Consider the following 17,878-nt stretch of genomic DNA (forward strand, 5'->3'; position numbering starts at 1 on the left):
CGGAATGGGCGGCTGTTCCGTGCGGAGGAGCCTCCCTCGACGGGCGAATCGTCGGCCGCGCCCGCACCCTGGGAAGTGTCTGTCTCCCACCGACGGGAACTCGAAAAGACGGGCGTTGCTGCGGGGGTAGGCTCGACAACGCCCGGTGCACCGAACGTAACCGGGATTACATATGTGGAGAGGAGCCCTGACCCAGGGTGAGTACCAAGCCGACCACCACTGAACTCGCGTGGACCGAATTGGACCAGCGGGCCGTCGATACCGCCCGCGTGCTGGCCGCGGACGCCGTACAGAAGGTCGGCAACGGCCATCCCGGTACGGCCATGAGCCTGGCCCCGGCCGCGTACACCCTCTTCCAGAAGGTGATGCGGCACGATCCGGCCGACCCCGACTGGACCGGTCGTGACCGGTTCGTCCTCTCGGCCGGTCACTCCTCGCTGACCCTCTACACCCAGCTCTACCTGGCCGGCTTCGGTCTGGAGCTGGAGGACCTCGAAGCGTTCCGCACCTGGGGTTCGAAGACCCCGGGGCACCCGGAGTACGGGCACACCTCCGGCGTCGAGACCACCACAGGGCCGCTGGGCCAGGGTGTCGCCAACGCAGTGGGCATGGCCATGGCCACCCGCTACGAGCGCGGTCTCTTCGACCCGGACGCGGCCCCCGGCACCTCACCGTTCGACCACTTCATCTACGCGATCGCCGGTGACGGCTGCCTCCAGGAGGGCATCTCCTCCGAGGCGTCCTCCCTCGCGGGCCACCAGAAGCTCGGCAACCTCGTACTGCTGTGGGACGACAACCACATCTCGATCGAGGGCGACACCGAGACCGCGGTGTCCGAGGACACCTGCGCGCGCTACGAGGCGTACGGCTGGCACGTCCAGCGTGTGGCGCCGAAGGAGAACGGCGACCTCGACCCGGCCGCGCTGTACACGGCGCTCCAGGCCGCGAAGGCCGAGACCGGGCGCCCGTCGTTCATCGCGATGCGCTCGATCATCGCCTGGCCCGCGCCGCACGCCCAGAACACCGGCGCCGCGCACGGGTCGGCTCTCGGCGACGAGGAGGTCGCCGCGACCAAGAAGGTCCTCGGCTTCGACCCGGAGAAGTCCTTCGACGTCTCCGGCGATGTCCTCGCGCACACCCGCGCCCTCCTGGACCGCGGCCGTGACGCCAAGGCCGAGTGGGACAAGAGCTTCGCCGCGTGGCGCACCGCCAACCCGGAGCGCGCCGCCGAGTTCGACCGGATCCGTGCGGGCGAGCTGCCCAAGGGCTGGCAGGACGAGCTCCCCGCCTTCGAGGCCGGCACGTCCCTCGCCACCCGCGCCGCCTCCGGCAAGGTGCTCCAGGCGCTGGGCGGTGTCATCCCGGAGCTGTGGGGCGGCTCCGCCGACCTCGCGGGCTCGAACAACACCACGATCGACAAGACGTCGTCGTTCCTGCCCGCGGGCAACTCGCTGCCGGGTGCCGACCCCTACGGCCGCACGGTCCACTTCGGGATCCGCGAGCACTCCATGGCCGCGGAGATGAACGGCATCGCGCTGCACGGCAACACGCGCATCTACGGCGGCACCTTCCTGGTGTTCTCCGACTACATGCGCAACGCGGTCCGGCTCTCCGCACTGATGCACCTGCCGGTCACCTACGTGTGGACGCACGACTCGGTCGGTGTCGGCGAGGACGGCCCGACGCACCAGCCGGTGGAGCACCTGGCCTCGCTGCGTGCCATCCCCGGCCTGAACGTGATCCGCCCTGCGGACGCCAACGAGACCGTCATCGCCTGGCGCGAGGTCCTCCAGCGCTACACCAAGGTGTTCGGCAAGGGCGCCCCGCACGGTTTCGCGCTGACCCGCCAGGGTGTGCCGACGTACGAGGCGAACGACGAAGCGGCCAAGGGCGGCTACGTACTGTTCGACGCCGAGGGCGGCGAGCCCGAGGTCATCCTGATCGGCACCGGGTCCGAGGTGCAGCTGGCCGTCGAGGCGCGCGAGCAGCTCCAGGCCGCCGGCGTTCCGACCCGGGTGGTCTCGATGCCCTGCGTCGAGTGGTTCGACGAGCAGGACCAGGCGTACCGCGACTCGGTGCTGCCGCCTGCCGTCAGGGCGCGCGTGGCGGTCGAGGCCGGTATCGGCCTGACCTGGCACCGCTTCGTGGGTGACGCGGGGCGGATCGTCTCGCTGGAGCACTTCGGCGCGTCCGCCGACGCCAAGGTCATCTTCCGCGAGTTCGGCTTCACCCCGGAGGCTGTCGCACAGGCCGCCCGGGAATCACTCGAAGCCGCAGCGCGCTGACGCTTACATACAGACAAGTAGGAGATGCAATTCCCATGACAGACGCACTCAAGCGCCTCTCCGACGAAGGCGTCGCGATCTGGCTCGACGACCTTTCGCGTAAGCGCATCACATCCGGCAACCTCGCCGAGCTGATCGACCAGCAGCACGTGGTGGGTGTCACCACCAACCCGTCGATCTTCCAGAAGGCGATCTCCCAGGGCGACGGTTACGACCAGCAGCTCAGCGACCTCGCGGCCCGCAGGGTCTCCGTCGAGGAGGCCATCCGCATGATCACGACGGCGGACGTCCGTGACGCCGCCGACATCCTGCGCCCGGTCTTCGACGCGACGGACGGCCAGGACGGCCGGGTCTCGATCGAGGTCGACCCGCGCCTCGCCCACAACACCCAGGCCACCGCCGCCGAGGCCAGGCAGCTCGCCTGGCTGGTGGACCGCCCGAACACGCTCATCAAGATCCCGGCGACCGAGGCCGGCCTGCCGGCCATCACCGAGACCATCGGCCGGGGCATCAGCGTCAACGTCACGCTGATCTTCTCGCTGGAGCGTTACCGCGCGGTCATGGACGCCTACCTGGCGGGCCTGGAGAAGGCCAAGGCCGCGGGCCTCGACCTCTCCAAGATCCACTCGGTCGCGTCCTTCTTCGTGTCCCGGGTGGACACCGAGATCGACAAGCGGCTGGACGCCCTGGCCACCGACCAGGCCAAGGCGCTCAAGGGCAAGGCGGCCGTGGCCAACGCCCGCCTCGCCTACCAGGCGTACGAGGAGATCTTCTCCTCCGACCGCTGGGCCGCGCTCGACAAGGCCCACGCCAACAAGCAGCGTCCGCTGTGGGCGTCGACCGGCGTCAAGGACCCGGCATACCGCGACACGATGTACGTCGTGGACCTCGTCGCCCCCAACACGGTGAACACCATGCCGGAGGCGACCCTCAACGCCACCGCCGACCACGGCGAGGTCACCGGGGACGCCGTCTCCGGCACCTACGAGCAGTCCCGTGCCGAGCTCGACGACATCGAGAAGCTCGGGATCCCGTACAACGACGTCGTGAAGGTCCTGGAGGACGAGGGCGTGGAGAAGTTCGCGACCTCCTGGAACGACCTGCTCAAGTCCACTCAGGCGGAGCTCGAGCGCCTCGCTCCTTCGGAGGGCTGAAACCTTGTCAAGCAGCAACCCGCTGCGTGACGCCGCGGACCGACGGCTCCCGCGTATCGCGGGGCCGTCGGGCCTGGTCATTTTCGGCGTCACGGGTGATTTGTCCCGTAAAAAGCTGATGCCCGCTGTCTACGACCTGGCCAATCGCGGCCTCCTCCCGCCGGGCTTCTCGCTCATCGGCTTCGCCCGCCGTGACTGGGAGGACGAGGACTTCGCCCAGGTCGTCCACGACTCGGTCAAGGAGCACGCGCGGACGCAGTTCCGCGAGGAGGTCTGGCAGCAGCTCATCCAGGGCATGCGTTTCGTCCAGGGCGACTTCGACGACGACGCGGCCTTCGCCACGCTCAAGGCGACGATCGAGGAACTGGACAAGCAGCAGGGCACCGGAGGCAACTTCGCCTTCTACCTGTCGGTCCCGCCGAAGTTCTTCCCCAAGGTCGTCCAGCAGCTCAAGAAGCACGGGCTCGCCGACCAGCAGAACGGCTCCTGGCGCCGTGCCGTCATCGAGAAGCCGTTCGGCCACGACCTGAAGAGCGCCCAGGATCTCAACAAGGTCGTGCACGAGGTCTTCCCGCCGCACGAGGTCTTCCGGATCGACCACTACCTCGGCAAGGAGACCGTCCAGAACATCCTGGCGCTCCGCTTCGCCAACACCCTCTTCGAGCCGATCTGGAACCGGTCGTACGTCGACCACATCCAGATCACCATGGCCGAGGACATCGGCATCGGTGGCCGGGCCGGGTACTACGACGGCATCGGCGCGGCCCGTGACGTCATCCAGAACCACCTCCTCCAGCTGCTCGCGCTGACCGCGATGGAGGAGCCCGCCTCCTTCGACGCCCATGCGCTGGTGGCCGAGAAGACCAAGGTGCTCGGCGCCGTGCGGCTGCCGAAGGACTTCGGCAAGGAGACCGTCCGCGGCCAGTACGCCGAGGGCTGGCAGGGCGGCGAGCAGGCCGTCGGCTACCTCCAGGAAGACGGCATCGACCCCAAGTCGACGACCGACACCTATGCCGCGGTGCGGCTGGAGATCGACAACCGCCGCTGGGCGGGCGTCCCCTTCTACCTCCGCACCGGCAAGCGCCTGGGCCGCCGCGTCACCGAGATCGCCGTGGTCTTCCAGCGCGCCCCGCACTCGCCGTTCGACCACACGGCGACGGAGGAGCTGGGCCAGAACGCGATCGTCATCCGCGTCCAGCCCGACGAGGGCATCACCATGCGGTTCGGATCCAAGGTGCCCGGCACCTCGATGGAGATCCGGGACGTGTCGATGGACTTCGCCTATGGCGAGTCCTTCACCGAGTCCAGCCCGGAGGCGTACGAGCGGCTCATCCTCGATGTGCTGCTCGGCGACTCGAACCTCTTCCCGCGTCTGGAGGAGGTCGAGCAGTCCTGGCGGATCCTCGACCCGATCGAGGAGTACTGGGACACCCACGGAAAGCCCGCGCAGTACGAGTCGGGCACCTGGGGACCGGCCGAGGCGGACGAAATGCTCGCACGAGAAGGACGGAGCTGGCGTCGGCCATGAAAATCGATCTGACGGAAACCACGGCCAGCAAGGTCAACAAGGCACTGGTGGAGGGGCGCCGTGCCGTCGGCACCCCCGCGGTCGGCATGGTGCTGACCCTCGTCATCGTCACCGACGAGGAGAACGCCTACGACGCGCTCAGGGCGGCCAACGAGGCGTCGCGCGAGCACCCCTCGCGCACCCTGGTGGTCGTCAAGCGGGTCTCCCGCTCCCCGCGCAGCAGGGCCACGGCCCGGCTCGACGCGGAGATCCGGGTCGGTACGGACGCGGGCAGCGGCGAGACCGTCGTCCTGCGGATGTACGGCGAGGTGCTGCACCACGCCCAGTCGGTGGTCCTGCCACTGCTGCTGCCCGACGCCCCCGTGGTGGTCTGGTGGCCGGTGAACGCGCCGCTCGACCCCGCGAAGGACCCGCTGGGCGCACTGGGCCAGCGACGTGTCACCGACTCGTACGCGGCCGAGCAGCCGATCGCGGAACTCACGAGCCGCGCCGCCGCGTACTCCCCGGGCGACACGGACCTGTCGTGGTCGCGCATCACCCCCTGGCGCTCAATGCTCGCCGCGGCCCTCGACCAGGTGCCGAGCCGGGTGAAGGGCGCCGAGGTGGAGGGCGAGGAGTTCAATCCGAGCTGTGAGCTGCTCGCGATGTGGCTCGCCGAGCGGCTCGACGTACCGGTGACCCGCAGCGTCTCGTCCGGCCCCGGTCTCACCGCCGTACGGATGCAGACGGACCACGGCGACATCGTGCTGGACCGTCCCGACGGTTCGCTGGCCACCCTCTGCATGGAGGGCCAGCCGGACCGCGCGGTGGCGCTCAAGCGCCGGGAGACCTCGGAGCTGCTCGCCGAGGAGCTGCGCAGGCTCGATCCCGACGACACCTACGCGGCCACGCTGAAGTACGGCGTGGACCGGCTGGTCACCCCGGCGCCGGAGAAGGCGGCGGACGCCGGCGGGTCCGGCACCGGGTCCGAGGACGCCGCGGAGGAGGCCGGGAAGCCGGCCGCCGCCACGAAGAAGGCCCCCGCAAAGAAGGCGGCGTCGAAGTGAGCGCGCCGCAGCTCGTCGTCCACCGCGACAAGGAGCTGATGGCACAGGCCGCGGCGGCCCGGCTGATCACGAAGATCGTGGACGCCCAGGCCGCCCGCGGCTCGGCTTCCGTGGTGCTCACCGGCGGGCGCAACGGCAACGGGCTGCTCGCGGCCCTCGCCGAGGCGCCCGCACGGGACGCCGTCGACTGGTCGCGGATCGATCTGTGGTGGGGCGACGAGCGCTTCCTGCCGGAGGGCGACCCCGAGCGGAACGTCACCCAGGCGCGGGCGGCGCTGCTCGACTCGGTGGGTGTCGCCCCCGAGCGGGTGCACGCCATGGCCGCTTCGGACGGTCCGTACGGCAGCGACGTGGAGGCCGCCGCCGCGGCCTACGCGGCGGAGCTGGCCGCGGCGGCCGGCCCGGAGGACCACGGCGACGTGCCGGCGTTCGACGTCCTGATGCTGGGGGTGGGCCCGGACGCGCATGTGGCCTCGCTCTTCCCCGAGCTGCCCGCCGTACGGGAGTCCGTACGGACCGTCGTCGGCGTGCACGGCGCGCCCAAGCCGCCGCCCGTGCGGGTGTCTCTGACGCTGCCCGCGATCAGGGCCGCGCGCGAGGTGTGGCTGCTCGCCGCGGGCGAGGACAAGGCGGGGGCTGCGGCGCTCGCGCTGTCGGGGGCCGGAGAGGTCCAGGCCCCGGCAGCGGGTGCCCGGGGCCGCAGCAGGACGCTGTGGCTGCTGGACACGGCGGCGGCTTCCCAGCTGCCGCCCCAGCTCTACGCGCCCGCCACGGCCTGACACAGAGGACCGGCAGGCGCACAGGACCGGCCCGCACCCCCTGCTGGGGGTGCGGGCCGGTCCTGTGCGGGGTCCGCCGGCCGTGCGCCGTTACTGCTTGGCCCGCAGTGCCCGGTAGGTGTCGACCAGCGTGGCGGTGGAGCTGTCCAGGTCCGCACCGCCCCGGCCGCCGGTGAGCACCGACTCGATCTTCTTGGCGAGCACCTTGCCGAGCTCGACGCCCCACTGGTCGAAGGAGTCGATGTTCCAGATGGCGCCCTGGACGAAGACCTTGTGCTCGTAGAGCGCGATCAGCTGCCCCAGGACGGACGGGGTGAGCGCGTCGGCGAGGATCGTCGACGTGGGGTGGTTGCCGCGGAACGTCTTGTGCGGGACCAGCTCTTCGGCGACGCCCTCGGCCCGTACCTCGTCGGGGGTCTTCCCGAAGGCCAGCGCCTGGGTCTGGGCGAAGAAGTTCGCCATCAGGAGGTCGTGCTGGGCCGCCAGACCCGGGGTCAGGTCGTCGACGGGCTTGGCGAAGCCGATGAAGTCCGCGGGCACGAGCTTGGTGCCCTGGTGCAGCAACTGGTAGTACGCGTGCTGGCCGTTGGTGCCGGGCGTGCCCCAGACCACGGGCCCCGTCTGCCAGTCGACGGGATTGCCCTCACGGTCCACGGACTTGCCGTTGGACTCCATGTCCAGCTGCTGGAGGTAGGCGGTGAACTTGGAGAGGTAGTGCGAGTACGGCAGGACGGCGTGCGACTGGGCGTCGAAGAACGCCCCGTACCAGACGCCGAGCAGGCCGAGCAGGAGCGGGATGTTCTCCTCGGGCGGCGCGGTGCGGAAGTGCTCGTCGATCCGGTGGAAGCCGTCGAGCATCTCCCGGAAGCGTTCCGGACCGATCGCGATCATCAGCGAGAGACCGATCGCCGAGTCGTAGGAGTACCGGCCGCCGACCCAGTCCCAGAACTCGAACATGTTGGCCGTGTCGATACCGAAGTCCGCGACCTTCTCCGCATTCGTCGACAGGGCCACGAAGTGCTTGGCCACCGCGTCCTCGCCGGCCCGCAGGTTCGTCAGCAGCCAGTTGCGCGCGGAGGTCGCGTTGGTGATGGTCTCGATGGTGGTGAAGGTCTTGGAGGCGACGATGAAGAGGGTCTCCGCCGGGTCCAGGTCCCGCACGGCCTCGTGCAGGTCGGCCCCGTCGACGTTCGAGACGAAGCGGAACCGGAGGTCGCGGTCGGCGAAGGAGCGCAGCGCCTCGTACGCCATCGCCGGGCCCAGGTCCGAACCGCCGATACCGATGTTGACGATGTTCCTGATGCGCCGGCCGGTGTGACCGGTCCACTCGCCCGACCTGACCTTGTCCGAGAAGGCGGACATCTTGTCGAGCACGGCGTGCACCGCGGGTACGACGTTCTCCCCGTCCACCTCGACGACCGCTCCACGCGGGGCGCGGAGCGCCGTGTGCAGCACCGCGCGGTCCTCGGTCGTGTTGATCTTCTCGCCGCGGAACATCGCGTCGCGCAGCCCGGCCACCCCGGTGGCGGCGGCCAGCTCACGGAGCAGGCCGAGCGTCTCACCGGTCACCAGGTGCTTGGAGTAGTCGAGATACAGGTCGCCCGCCCGGAGGGTGTAGGTACTCCCCCGCTCGGGGTCCCCGTCGAACAGCTCCCGGAGGCCGGTGTCGCCCAGCTGCTCCCGGTGCTTGCCCAGTGCGGTCCACTCGGGCATCTGGTTGAGCCTGGCACGGCCTGCTGCGTTCATCTCGGACATCAGTCCATTCTTCTCGTACCTGCGTGCATGCTCCGCTCCGTCCAACCTAATTGATCGGGCGGACGAGTGCCGCGACCAGCACTCGCGGCTCATGGACCGGTGCCCCGCCACGACCGGCGGCGGCTCCTACGCAGTCCGGCCGGACACCCGCGTGGGGTCCGGCCGGAATTCACACTGCTAGATCTCGCCCCGCAGCTTCGCCAGGGCCTCGGCGAGGATCGCCTCGCCGTCCTCGTCGCTGCGGCGCTCGCGCACATACGCGAGGTGAGTCTTGTACGGCTCGGTGCGCGGCGGGTCCGGGGGGTTGTCGCTGTCCTGACCGGCCGGGAACCCACAGCGCGGGCAGTCCCAGGTCTCGGGAACCTGCGCGTCGTGGGCGAAGCTCGGCTGCGTCTCGTGCCCGTTCGAGCACCAGAAGGAGATGCACAGGCGCGGTGCGGACTCGCCCCGCTCGGCCTCCCCCATCGGCCCCGCTCCGACCCGGCTTCCCCGGATCGCGTTGCCACTTGCCACGGTCGTAACTCCCTGCGTGATGGTGCTCGAAGGTGCCCCAGTCTACGTAAGGCCCAACGCGCGTCCAGTGATTGGAGTTACACCCCCGCGGCGAAACGCGGGCGGCGCGCGGCGGGAACGCGGATACCGATGGTCAGTTCTTCAGCTTCATCAGCAGACCGAGCACGACGATGCAGACGAACCACAGCAGGCCGAGCACCACGGTGATGCGGTCGAGGTTGCGCTCGGCGACCGAGGAGCCGCCGACGGACGACTGCATGCCGCCACCGAACATGTCGGAGAGGCCGCCGCCCTTTCCCTTGTGCATCAGCACCAGCAGCATCAGCAGCAGGCTGAAGACGATCAGGGCGATCGAGAACCCCAGAATCACGGCTGGACCAACTTCCTCGGAACTCATAACGGACGAAGGGGCCGGACGGCTGTTGCCAGCCGTCTCGGCCCCGCAAGGGTACGACGGATCCGCGCTAGCGCATACTCACTGGTCGCGGAAGCGGACGATCTTGACGAACTCGTCGGCGTCTAGGGCGGCGCCGCCGATCAGCGCACCGTCCACATCGGGCTGCGCCATGATCGCGGCCACGTTGCCGGACTTGACCGAGCCGCCGTACTGGATGCGGACCTTGTCGGCCAGCTCCTGCGAGTACAGCTCGGCCAGCCGGCCGCGGATCGCCCCGCAGACCTCCTGGGCGTCCTCGGGGGTGGCGACCTCGCCGGTCCCGATGGCCCACACCGGCTCGTACGCGATCACGATGGACTCGGCCTCGTCGGCCGGGATGTCCTTGAGCCCGCCGTCGAGCTGGCCCAGCGTGTACGCGACCTGCTGGCCGGCCTTGCGGACGTCCAGCCCTTCGCCGACGCAGAGGATCGGGGTGATGCCGTGCTTGTAGGCGGCCTTCACCTTGGCGTTGCAGACCTCGTCGGTCTCGGCGTGGTACTGACGGCGCTCGCTGTGCCCGACGGCCACATAGGCGCACTTCAGCTTGGCCAGCATCGGACCGGAGACCTCACCGGTGTACGCGCCGGAGTCGTGCGCCGAGATGTCCTGGGCGCCGTACTTGATCTTCAACTTGTCGCCGTCGACGAGGGTCTGGACGGAGCGCAGGTCGACGAAGGGCGGCAGGACCGCCACCTCGACCGCGTCGTAGTCCTTGTCGGCGAGGGCGAAGGAGAGCTTCTGGACGTGTGCGATGGCCTCAAGGTGGTTGAGGTTCATCTTCCAGTTGCCCGCCATGAGCGGGGTGCGGGTGCTCTGCTGTGTCATGAGGTTGTCAGTTCTCCAGTGCGGCGAGGCCGGGAAGCGTCTTGCCTTCGAGGTATTCGAGGCTGGCGCCGCCACCGGTCGAGATGTGTCCGAACGTGTTCTCGTCGAAGCCCAGGATGCGGACCGCGGCGGCCGAGTCGCCGCCACCGACGACCGTGAAGGCCTGGCTGTCGACGAGCGCCTGCGCGACGGCACGGGTGCCGTCGGCGTAGTCGGGGTGCTCGAAGACGCCCATCGGGCCGTTCCAGAAGACGGTGGCCGCGTCGGCGAGCTTCGATGCGTAGAGCTTGTTGGTCTCGGGGCCGTTGTCCAGGCCCATCTGCCCGGCCGGGATCGCGTCCGCGGGGACCGTGTCGGGGTGCGTCGGCGCCTTGGCCTTGAGGTCGGGGAAGCCGTCGGAGACCACGACGTCGACGGGGAGCACGAACTCCACGCCCTTGGCCTTGGCGCGCTCCAGGTACTCCAGGACCACCGGGATCTGGTCCTCCTGCAGGAGGGAGCTGCCGACCTCGTGGCCCTGGGCCTTGAGGAAGGTGTACGCCATGCCGCCGCCGATGAGGATGCGGTCGGCGCGCTCCAGGAGGTGGTCGATGACGCCCAGCTTGTCGGAGACCTTGGCGCCGCCGAGCACCACGGCGTACGGGCGCTGGACGTCGGTGGTCAGCTTCTTGAGGACGCCGACCTCGGTGGCGATGAGGTAGCCGGCGGCGTGCGGCAGACGCGCGGGGAGGTCGTAGACCGAGGCGTGCTTGCGGTGGACGGCGCCGAAGCCGTCACCGACGTAGACATCGGCGAGCTCGGCGAGCCGGTCGGCGAAGGCGCCGCGCTCGGCGTCGTCCTTCGAGGTCTCACCGGCGTTGAAGCGGAGGTTCTCGATGACGGCGACCTGGCCGTCGGCGAGGCCGGCGACCGTGGCCCTGGCGGAATCGCCGACCGTGTCGGTCGCGAACGCGACGTCGGCGCCGAGGAGTTCACCGAGGCGGGCGGCGGCGGGCGCGAGCGAGAACGCCGGGTCTGGGGCGCCCTTCGGGCGGCCCAGGTGCGAGGCGACGACGACACGGGCGCCGGCCTCCGCGAGCTTGGTGACCGTCGGCAGGACGGCGCGGATCCGGCCGTCGTCGGTGATCGTGGTGCCGGAGAGCGGCACATTGAGGTCGGCGCGGACGAATACCCGCTTGCCCGCGACCCCTTCGGCGAGAAGTTCGTCGATGGTCTTCATGGGTTCCAGGACTCCTTGGACGATCTGGACAGGCGACGGGGCCCGGACCGCGCTTCGTTGCGCAGTCCGAGCCCCGTGCTCACATCGAGGTGCCTACCGGCCCGTGCTCAGAGCTGGTTGCCGACAAAGACGGTCAGGTCGACCAGGCGGTTGGAGTAGCCCCACTCGTTGTCGTACCAGCCGATGACCTTGACGCTCTTGCCCTGGACCATGGTCAGGGAGGAGTCGAAGGTGCAGGACGCCGGCCAGTTGACGATGTCCGAGGAGACGATCGGGTCCTCGGTGTAGTCGAGGAGGCCCTTGAGCTGGCCCTCGGAGGCCTTCTGGAACGCGGCGTTGACCTCGTCCTTGGTGACCTCGCGCTCCAGCTCGATGACCAGGTCGGTCACGGAGCCCGTCGGGACCGGGACGCGCATCGCGATGCCGTCGAGCTTGCCCTCGAGCTCCGGGATGACCAGCGCGGTCGCCTTGGCGGCGCCCGTGGTGGTCGGGATGATGTTCTCGGCGGCGGCGCGGGCGCGGCGCAGGTCCGAGTGCGGGTAGTCCAGGATGCGCTGGTCGTTGGTGTACGCGTGGACCGTCGTCATCATGCCCTTGACGATGCCGAAGTTCTCCAGGAGAACCTTGGCCATCGGCGCCACACAGTTCGTGGTGCAGGAGGCGTTGGAGATGACGTGGTGCTTGGCCGCGTCGTACTTGTCCTGGTTCACGCCCATCACGATGGTGATGTCCTCGCCCTTGGCCGGAGCCGAGATGAGGACCTTCTTGGCGCCGCCGGCGATGTGCTTCTCGGCGTCGGCCTTCTTCGTGAAGAAGCCGGTCGACTCGATCACGATGTCGACGCCCAGCTGACCCCAGGGGATGTCGGCCGGGTTGCGCTCGGACAGCACCTTGATGGTGTGACCGTCAACGGTGATGGTGTCTGCGGTGTGCGAGACCTCGGCCTTGAGGCGGCCCAGAATCGTGTCGTACTTCAGCAGATGCGCGGTGGTCGCGGTGTCACCCAGGTCGTTGACAGCCACGATCTCGATGTCAGCACCCTGCTCCAGCAGCGCGCGGAAGTAGTTACGACCGATGCGGCCAAAGCCGTTGATGCCTACGCGGATCGTCACGAACTCGATCTCCTCGTTGGTACGCCGGGTTTCGACGCCACGGCGAGATGTATGGGATGTCCCCGACCGCCTACGACCCTACCTCCCGAAAGGCCTCAGGGTCATATCGAACAGGACCGTACGGAATTTCACATGCGGCACGGAGACCCGTACCCACCAGTACATACGCCCGGCTCATACGACGGTGCCGGTACCCATATGGGCACCGGCACCGGCGGACGGAACTCCGTGGCGAATACCGCTGCGGTTCCGCCGGATTCGGCGCTCAGCCGACCAGGCTGTCGTCCATCTCCTCGGAAAGCGTGGACTCGGTTCCGGGAATCCCCAGATCCTGCGCCCGCTTGTCCGCCATGGCCAGCAGCCGGCGGATGCGGCCCGCCACGGCGTCCTTGGTCAGCGGCGGGTCGGCGAGCGCACCGAGCTCCTCCAGCGACGCCTGCTTGTGCTCCATCCGCAGCCGGCCGGCCGCCGCGAGGTGCTCGGGCACCTCGTCGGCGAGGATCTCCAGCGCGCGGCCCACCCGGGCCCCGGCCGCGACCGCGGCCCGCGCCGAGCGGCGGAGGTTGGCGTCGTCGAAGTTGGCGAGGCGGTTGGCGGTGGCGCGGACCTCGCGGCGCATCCGCCGCTCCTCCCACGCCAGCACGGACTCGTGTGCGCCGAGCCGGGTGAGGAGGGCGCCGATCGCGTCCCCGTCCCGGACGACGACCCGGTCCACACCGCGCACCTCACGGGCCTTGGAGGGGATCTGGAGCCTGCGGGCCGCCCCCACCAGGGCGAGCGCCGCCTCGGGCCCGGGGCAGGTCACCTCAAGCGACGAGGAGCGCCCGGGCTCGGTGAGCGAGCCGTGCGCCAGGAAGGCGCCGCGCCAGGCCGCCTCGGCGTCGCAGGTGGCCCCCGAGACCACCTGCGGGGGCAGCCCGCGGATGGGGCGGCCGCGGCCGTCCACCAGGCCGGTCTGGCGTGCCAGCTGGTCGCCGCCCGCCACCACGCGTACGACGTAGCGGCTGCCTCTGCGCAGACCGCCGGGGGCCATCACGATCAGTTCGGAGTTGTGTCCGAAAATCTCCAGGATGTCCCGCTTCAGCCGGCGCGCCGCCATGGCGGTGTCCAGCTCCGCCTCGATCACAATCCGCCCGCTCACCAGGTGCAGCCCGCCGGCGAACCGAAGAATCGCCGAAACCTCCGCCTTCCTGCAGCAGGTCCGGGTGACGGGGAGCCGGGAGACTTCGTCCTTCACCGCTGCCGTCATCGCCATGGGCCGATCCTTCCATGCATCCGAAAAATACGGTCGTACGCGGCGGCCAGCAGCTCCCTGTCATGTCTCGGGGAGCCGTCGGGCGAGGCCACGGGGGCCAGCTCGACCGCCGCGCCGAGCCCTTTGGCGGCTTCGGCGAGACTCGGGCGGTCGGGCACGGCGGCCTCGTCGGCAAGCACCACGTCCATGGCGAGTTTAGGGGCGTGTCGGGCCAAAACCTCCAAATGACGCTGCGGTGAGAAGCCATCGGTTTCACCGGGTTGCGGAGCGAGATTGAGCGAGAGCACCTTCCGCGCCTTCGTCTCGATCAGCGCGTCGAGCAGTTCAGGCACCAGCAGGTGCGGGATCACCGACGAGAACCAGGAGCCGGGACCGAGCACGACCCAGTCCGCGTCGAGGACCGCCGCGACCGCCTCGGGGACGGCCGGCGGGTCGTTCGGCACGAGGTGCACGGACTGCACCTCGCCGGGGGTGAGGGCCACCGTGGCCTGCCCGCGGACCGTGTCGACATCGTCAGGACGGTTCGGATCGTGGCCGCGTACCAGCGCCTGGAGCTCCAGCGGCACCGCGGACATCGGCAGCACTCTGCCGTGCGCGCCGAGCAGCCTGCCGACCAGGTCCAGGGCCTGTACGTGGTCGCCGAGCTGCTCCCAGAGGGCGACGATCAGCAGATTCCCGACCGCGTGCTCGTGCAGATCGCCCTTGGACTGGAAGCGGTGCTGGATGACCCGGGCCCAGGTCTGTCCCCAGTCGTCGTCCCCGCAGAGCGCGGCGAGCGCCTTGCGCAGATCGCCCGGCGGCAGCACACCCAGCTCCTCGCGGAGCCGGCCGCTGGAGCCGCCGTCGTCGGCCACGGTCACCACGGCGGTCAGGTCCCCGGTGATCCGGCGCAGCGCGGCCAGCGACGCGGAGAGCCCCATGCCGCCGCCCAGCGCGACGACCTTCGGCTGGGTGCCGCGCCTGGTCCGGCCCGGCACCAGCCGTACGCGCCGCAGCCTGGCGGTGCTGCGGCCCGTCACTCGCGCCCCATGTCCCGGTGGACGAGCACCGTCTCGATCCCTTCCGACGCCAGCCGGGCGGCGAGCTTGTCGGACATCGCAACGGAGCGGTGCTTGCCGCCGGTACAGCCGACGGCGATGGTCACGTACCGCTTGCCCTCACGGCGGTAGCCGGTGGCGATGATCTGGAGCAGTTCGCTGTACTGGTCGAGGAACTCCTTGGCGCCCGGCTGGTTGAAGACGTACGCGGACACCTCCTCGTTGAGGCCGGTGAACGGGCGCAGTTCGGGGACCCAGTGCGGGTTGGGCAGGAAGCGGCAGTCGACGACGAGGTCCGCGTCGACCGGCAGCCCGTACTTGTAGCCGAACGACATCACGGTCGCCCGCAGCTCGGGCTCCTCGTCGCCTGCGAACTGGGCGTCCATCTTGGCTCGCAGCTCGTGCACGTTGAGGCTGGAGGTGTCGATCACCAGGTCGGCGTCGCCGCGGAGCTCGCGCAGCAGGTCGCGCTCGGCTGCGATGCCGTCGGTGATCCGGCCGTCCCCCTGGAGCGGGTGCGGTCTGCGGACCGACTCGAAGCGGCGCACCAGCGCGTCGTCCGAGGACTCCAGGAAGACGATGCGCCGGGTGACCTCCTTGGCGGCCAGGTCCGCGAGGGACTGGCGGAGGTTGTCGAAGAAGCGGCGGCCCCGGACATCGACGACCACGGCGATACGGGCCACGTTCCCCTGCGAGCGGGCGCCGAGCTCCACCATGGTGGGGATCAGCGCGGGCGGGAGGTTGTCCACCACGAACCAGCCGAGGTCCTCCAGGCACTTCGCCGCGGTGGACCGTCCGGCGCCGGACATCCCGGAGATGATCACCAGCTCCGGGATGGCCGCTTCCGTTGTCTCGGCTGCCGTGCCCGTGCCCCCACTGCCCGTACTCACGTGTGTTCCGTCCCGTTCCTGTTCGTCACTCATGCGTGTCGCCCCCGTCGTCTTCCATGATCTCTCCTGTGGCCGTGTTCACGGCAGGTGCGGCCGGGGCCGCCTGTGCGAGCGCCGCGGCCACCGACTCGGCCGTCCTGCGGCCTATGCCGGGCACTTCGCAGATCTGGTCGATTGTTGCCTGCCGAAGCTTCTTCACCGAGCCGAAGTGCTTGATCAGAGCCTGTTTCCTGGTGTCGCCGAGCCCGGCCACCGAGTCGAGCGGGCCCGCCTTGAAACGCTTGGCCCGCTTGGCCCGCTGGTAGGTGATGGCGAAACGGTGGGCCTCGTCACGCACCCGCTGGAGGAGGTAGAGCCCCTCGCTGGACCGCGGCAGGACCACCGGATCGTCGTCGTCGGGGAGCCAGACCTCCTCCAGCCGCTTGGCCAGCCCGCAGACCGCGACGTCGTCGATGCCCAGCTCGTCGAGTGCCCGCTTCGCCGCCGCCACCTGGGGCTGCCCGCCGTCGACCACCACCAACTGGGGCGGGTAGGCGAAGCGCTTGGGGCGGCCGTCCTCCTCGCAGGCCTCGGCGGCCTGCTCCTCGGTCCACTCCCCGGTCCGCTCCTTCTCCTGGAGGTACCGCCGGAAGCGCCGGGTGAGCACCTCGTGCATGGACCGGACGTCGTCCTGCCCCTCGAAGCTCTTGATCTGGAAGCGGCGGTACTCCCCCTTGCGGACCAGACCGTCCTCGAAGACCACCATCGACGCCACCACGTCGTCGCCCTGGAGGTGCGAGATGTCGTAGCACTCGATCCGCAGCGGGGCGCTGTCGAGGCCCAGGGCCGCGGCGATCTCCTCCAGGGCCCGGGACCGGGTGGTGAGGTCGGAGGCGCGCTTGGTCTTGTGCAGCACCAGCGCCTGCTGGGCATTGCGCTGCACGGTCGCCATCAGGTCCTTCTTGTCACCGCGCTGCGGGATGCGCAGCGAGACATGGGAACCACGGCGGTCGGCGAGCCACTGGGCGACGGCTTCGGTCCGCTCCGGGAGCGCCGGGACCAGCACCTCCTTGGGCACGCCCTCACCCTGCTCCTCGCCGTACAGCTGCTGGAGCGCGTGCTCGACGAGGCCGGAGGTCTCCACCGCCTCGACCTTGTCGGTCACCCAGCCGCGCTGGCCGCGGACCCGGCCGCCCCGGACGTGGAAGATCTGGACGGCGGCCTCCAGCTCGTCCTCGGCCACGGCGATCAGGTCGGCGTCGGTGGCGTCGTTGAAGACGACGGCGTTCTTCTCCAGGGCGCGCTTGAGCGCCTCTATGTCGTCGCGGAGCCTGCCGGCCCTCTCGTACTCCATCTCCTCGGCCGCCTCCCGCATCTCCCTCTCGATGCGGCGGATGTAGGCACCGGTGCGGCCGGCCATGAAGTCGCAGAACTCCTCCGCGAGTTCACGGTGCTCCTCGGGGGTGACACGGCCGACACAGGGGGCCGAGCACTTGCCGATGTAGCCGAGGAGGCAGGGGCGGCCGATCTGCGCGGAGCGTTTGAACACCCCGGCGGAGCAGGTGCGCACCGGGAAGACGCGGAGCATCAGATCGACGGTCTCGCGGATGGCCCAGGCGTGGCCGTACGGACCGAAGTAGCGCACGCCCTTCTTCTTGGGGCCGCGCATCACCTGCACCCGCGGGAATTCCTCGTTCAGCGTCACAGCGAGGGACGGATAGCTCTTGTCGTCCCGGTACTTGACGTTGAAACGGGGGTCGAATTCCTTGATCCAGGAGTATTCGAGCTGGAGCGCCTCGACCTCCGTGGAGACCACGGTCCACTCCACGGACGCGGCCGTGGTGACCATCGTGCGGGTGCGCGGGTGGAGATTGGCCAGGTCCTGGAAGTACGAGGACAGGCGCGGGCGCAGGCTTTTCGCCTTCCCGACGTAGATCACCCGGTGGTGCTCGTCGCGGAATTTGTAGACCCCCGGGGAGTCGGGGATCTGTCCCGGCTTGGGGCGGTAACTGGAGGGGTCTGCCATGTCTCCCACCCTACTGGCGGTGACTGACAGCGCGGAGTC

General features: G+C 69.7%; 15 protein-coding genes. 5 read left to right on the plus strand and 10 right to left on the minus strand.

The window, feature by feature from the left end:
- Positions 1-197 precede the first annotated feature (197 nt).
- Genes tkt through pgl form a run of 5 tightly spaced genes read left to right on the plus strand, consistent with a single transcriptional unit; the run spans position 198 to position 6,792 of the window.
- Positions 198-2,285, plus strand: a complete 2,088-nt coding sequence (gene tkt, locus OG917_RS08175; protein WP_328316879.1) for a transketolase — start codon at positions 198-200, stop codon at positions 2,283-2,285.
- 35 nt (positions 2,286-2,320) lie between these two features.
- On the plus strand, positions 2,321-3,439 hold the full coding sequence (gene tal, locus OG917_RS08180) for a transaldolase (RefSeq protein ID WP_328316880.1): 1,119 nt from the start codon (positions 2,321-2,323) through the stop codon (positions 3,437-3,439).
- Positions 3,440-3,443: 4 nt separating this feature from the next.
- Entirely contained in the window at positions 3,444-4,967 is a 1,524-nt protein-coding gene (gene zwf, locus OG917_RS08185) for a glucose-6-phosphate dehydrogenase (RefSeq protein WP_328316881.1), read from the plus strand.
- A complete protein-coding gene (gene opcA / locus OG917_RS08190) occupies positions 4,964-6,013 on the plus strand; it encodes a glucose-6-phosphate dehydrogenase assembly protein OpcA (RefSeq protein WP_328316882.1) in 1,050 nt (349 codons plus the stop codon). The genes zwf and opcA overlap by 4 nt, the downstream gene beginning before the upstream one ends.
- Positions 6,010-6,792: a 6-phosphogluconolactonase gene (gene pgl / locus OG917_RS08195; protein ID WP_328316883.1), complete on the plus strand. Its 783-nt coding sequence runs from the start codon at positions 6,010-6,012 to the stop codon at positions 6,790-6,792. Before opcA ends, pgl begins: the two co-directional genes overlap by 4 nt.
- Positions 6,793-6,882: 90 nt before the next feature.
- Here the strand turns inward: pgl and pgi are convergent, their stop codons facing one another.
- The 10 genes from pgi to uvrC all read right to left on the minus strand — a co-directional run bounded on the left by pgi (position 6,883) and on the right by uvrC (position 17,839).
- Complete coding sequence (pgi, locus tag OG917_RS08200) at positions 6,883-8,538, minus strand: glucose-6-phosphate isomerase (RefSeq protein ID WP_328321732.1); 1,656 nt, start codon at positions 8,536-8,538, stop codon at positions 6,883-6,885.
- A gap of 186 nt (positions 8,539-8,724) precedes the next feature.
- Entirely contained in the window at positions 8,725-9,060 is a 336-nt protein-coding gene (locus OG917_RS08205) for an RNA polymerase-binding protein RbpA (protein ID WP_328316884.1), read from the minus strand.
- A gap of 133 nt (positions 9,061-9,193) precedes the next feature.
- Positions 9,194-9,424 (minus strand): preprotein translocase subunit SecG, encoded by a 231-nt coding sequence (gene secG / locus OG917_RS08210; RefSeq protein ID WP_250303883.1) that lies wholly within the window; start codon positions 9,422-9,424, stop codon positions 9,194-9,196.
- A gap of 111 nt (positions 9,425-9,535) precedes the next feature.
- Positions 9,536-10,321, minus strand: coding sequence for a triose-phosphate isomerase (tpiA, locus tag OG917_RS08215; protein ID WP_328316885.1), 786 nt, complete (start codon positions 10,319-10,321; stop codon positions 9,536-9,538).
- 7 nt (positions 10,322-10,328) lie between these two features.
- Entirely contained in the window at positions 10,329-11,540 is a 1,212-nt protein-coding gene (locus OG917_RS08220; protein ID WP_328316886.1) for a phosphoglycerate kinase, read from the minus strand.
- 107 nt (positions 11,541-11,647) lie between these two features.
- Positions 11,648-12,652, minus strand: a complete 1,005-nt coding sequence (gene gap, locus OG917_RS08225) for a type I glyceraldehyde-3-phosphate dehydrogenase (RefSeq protein WP_328316887.1) — start codon at positions 12,650-12,652, stop codon at positions 11,648-11,650.
- Positions 12,653-12,917: 265 nt separating this feature from the next.
- The gene (gene whiA, locus OG917_RS08230) at positions 12,918-13,907 is read right to left on the minus strand and encodes a DNA-binding protein WhiA (protein ID WP_328316888.1); all 990 of its coding nucleotides are present in this window, start codon (positions 13,905-13,907) and stop codon (positions 12,918-12,920) included.
- Positions 13,898-14,926, minus strand: coding sequence for a gluconeogenesis factor YvcK family protein (locus OG917_RS08235; RefSeq protein WP_328316889.1), 1,029 nt, complete (start codon positions 14,924-14,926; stop codon positions 13,898-13,900). Before OG917_RS08235 ends, whiA begins: the two co-directional genes overlap by 10 nt.
- A complete protein-coding gene (gene rapZ, locus OG917_RS08240) occupies positions 14,923-15,867 on the minus strand; it encodes an RNase adapter RapZ (RefSeq protein ID WP_328316890.1) in 945 nt (314 codons plus the stop codon). The genes OG917_RS08235 and rapZ overlap by 4 nt, the downstream gene beginning before the upstream one ends.
- On the minus strand, positions 15,860-17,839 hold the full coding sequence (uvrC, locus tag OG917_RS08245) for an excinuclease ABC subunit UvrC (protein WP_328316891.1): 1,980 nt from the start codon (positions 17,837-17,839) through the stop codon (positions 15,860-15,862). Before uvrC ends, rapZ begins: the two co-directional genes overlap by 8 nt.
- Positions 17,840-17,878 lie beyond the last annotated feature (39 nt).

Origin of the sequence: Streptomyces sp. NBC_00388 (genome assembly GCF_036061255.1) — a bacterium.
GTDB lineage: Bacteria > Actinomycetota > Actinomycetes > Streptomycetales > Streptomycetaceae > Streptomyces.